The organism is Methyloceanibacter sp., from assembly GCF_035650995.1.
Classification (GTDB): Bacteria; Pseudomonadota; Alphaproteobacteria; order Rhizobiales; family Methyloligellaceae; genus Methyloceanibacter.
In genome coordinates this window covers 1-2,763 of sequence record NZ_DASRGO010000118.1, presented here as the reverse complement: position 1 = coordinate 2,763, position 2,763 = coordinate 1, and the positions used below count along the sequence as shown (strand labels likewise).

The following is a 2,763-nucleotide window of genomic DNA, read 5'->3' as shown; positions in this document are numbered from 1 at the left end:
TCCGCGCCGACATCAAGATCCAGCCCGGCAAGCTGACCGAGGCGGCGGTCTACCAGAAGGCAGCCCGCCTGACGCTGAAGCTTGTATCCGAGCAGGGCGGCGAGGCGATCGCCAATACCGCCTGGGCGGTGCTCACCCCCTCGGGCGACAGCATCGCCGACTTCGTCGGCGCCTTCCCTTCGGTCGTGCTCGCCGCCGGGGAATATACGGCGGTCGCCAAGCACGACGGCAAGATGTACGAGCGCAACTTCACCGTCGAGCCCGGCCTCAATCACGACATCGAGGTGATGGCGAAGTAGGGCCGCCGTGGACCGTATGGCGGAAGAGCCGAACTGTCTATTCCGCCCAGGCTCAAGCCCGCTGGGCTTTAGGCCGAAGTTACCGCTGAGTTTGCTCTGAAACTGGCGGAAACGTCAGCTTTTGGCGGGACTCTGCCCCAATTGTACCCATGTAAATGGTCATTTTTCGCTTGACATCGGCGAAGCACAGTGATTCAAGCTCGCCATGTACGTCGAACGGGTTCCCAACCGCAACTCGCCGCCCGCCGTGCTCCTGCGCGAGAGCTATCGCGACGGCGACAAAATCAAGAAGCGCACCCTCGCCAATCTCAGCGATTGGTCGAGCGAGCGCATCGAGCGACTACGGCGCGTCCTGCGTGACGAGGCGCCGCCGGCAGCCGGCGGGCTGACGATGCTGCGCTCGCTCCCCCACGGTCACGTCGCCGCCGTGCTCGGGACGGCGCGCAAGATCGGCCTCGACCGCGTGCTCGCCATGGGCAAGGCGCCGGCGCGGCTGGTCGATCTGGTGCTGGCGATGATCGTAGCCCGCGTGATCGCGCCGGCCTCCAAGCTCGCCACCGCGCGCCACCTCGATGCTGCCACCGCTGCCTCCTCGCTCGGGCCGGCACTCGGGCTCAGCGCGGTCAGCGAGCAGGATCTCTACGCTGCCCTTGACTGGCTGCTCTCCCGCCAGGACCGCATCGAACAGGCCCTCGCCCGCCGTCATCTCGCCAACGGCACGTTGGTCCTTTACGACGTCACCTCGACCTATTTCGAGGGTCGTACCTGTCCGCTCGCCCGCTACGGCTACAGCCGCGACGACAAGCCCAACAAGCTGCAGATTGTCTTCGGGCTGTTGTGCGCTGCCGACGGCTGCCCGGTCGCGGTCGAGGTCTTCGAAGGCAATGCCGGCGATCCGACGACACTGGCCGGCCAGGTCGACAAGCTGAAGCGGCGCTTCGGCATCACGCGCATCATCGTGGTCGGCGACCGCGGCCTGATAACCTCGGCGCGCATCGACATCCTGCTCAAACCGGCCGGCCTCGACTGGATCACCGCGTTGCGCGCCCCGGCGATCAAGGCGTTGATGGCGGAAGGCTCGCTCCAGCTCTCGCTCTTCGACGAGCGCGACCTGGCCGAGATCAACTCACCCGACTTCCCCGGCGAACGCCTCATCGCCTGCCGCAATCCGCTGCTCGCCGCCGAGCGCCGACGCAAACGCGACGAACTCCTCGCCGCCACCGAAGCCGGGCTTGCGGCCATCGCCGAGGCGGTTGCCCGCAAGCGCCAGCCGCTGCGCGGCACCGCCAGGATCGCCGCCGCCGCCACGCGCGTTCTCGACCGCCGCAAGATGGCCAAGCACTTCACCATCGCCATCACCGACGACAGCATCACCTACCAGCGCAAGCATGACGCCATCGCCGCCGAGGCCGCCCTCGACGGCATCTATGTCGTGCGCACCAGCGTCCCCGGCAATGTCCTCAGCCCGGACGACAGCGTGCGGACCTACAAGAGCCTCAGCCAGGTCGAGCGCGCCTTTCGCTCGATCAAGACCGTCGATCTCGAGGTTCGTCCCATCCACCACCGCCTCGGCGACCGCGTCCGTGCCCACGTCTTCCTCTGCATGCTCGCCTACTATGTCGAATGGCACATGCGCCATCGCCTCGCCGCCATCCTCTTCGACGATCACGATCCCGAGGCCGCCGCAGCCGAACGTCGCTCCATCGTCGCCCCGGCCGAGCGGTCCGCCGCCGCCCGCCGCAAGGCCGCCAGCAAGCGGACCGACAGCGGCCTCCCGTCCATTCCTTCCGCTCACTACTCGACGATCTCGCCACCTGCACTCGCAACACCACGGCCCTCGCCGACAATCCCGATCACTCCTTCCTGCTCTATCCGCACCTCACAGAGCTCCAGGCAGCGGCGTTCAAGCTCCTCGACCTCGACCACAAAATGTAGCCAGTAAACGCAAGCCCCAAACCCGACCACACGAGTCGGATCAAGGGCTTGCGTCTCGTATCGGGGGCAACTTCGGCTTAGCCAAAAAGTTGGCACTACACTTTTTGAAAGCTGGGGGTCAGGCGCTGCGTGCGAGCGCGGGCAGCTCGTGCTCGGCCAGGCGCATGCGCTTGGGTAGGACGATGCCGAGGCGATCGAGGAGCGCGGCTTGCGCGGCATCGGGCTGGGTGACGCAACGCAGACGGATTTGGCCATGCGTTGTGGTCGGCAGGACGACGTCGTGCGATTGAATGCGGGCAAGCTCTTCGAGGATCGTGCGCGGGGAGTTTCCGAGACCGGCGCGGCTCTGCCACATCTCGAGGCACTTCCACAGAACGAAGGCGAGGAAGCAAATGAGGATGTGGGCTTGCACCCGATCCTCGCGCTGGTGCCAGATCGGCCGGACGTTGAGCTGGTCCTTCTGGATGCGGAAAGCGGCCTCGGCTTGGGTCAACTGGATGTAGGCTTTCCAGAGCTGCGCGTCGCTCCA

At 66.2% G+C, this 2,763-nt stretch carries 3 pseudogenes; 2 read left to right on the top strand and 1 reads right to left on the bottom strand.

Annotated features, from left to right (window positions below):
• A pseudogene (locus VFB18_RS08830) lies at nt 1-299 on the top strand (hypothetical protein); the annotation flags it as partial.
• A 205-nt stretch (nt 300-504) separates the two neighbouring features.
• Nucleotides 505-2,234, top strand: a pseudogene (locus VFB18_RS08825) (IS1634 family transposase).
• A 118-nt stretch (nt 2,235-2,352) separates the two neighbouring features.
• Here VFB18_RS08825 and VFB18_RS08820 read toward each other — a convergent pair.
• Nucleotides 2,353-2,763, bottom strand: a pseudogene (locus VFB18_RS08820) (IS1634 family transposase); the annotation flags it as partial.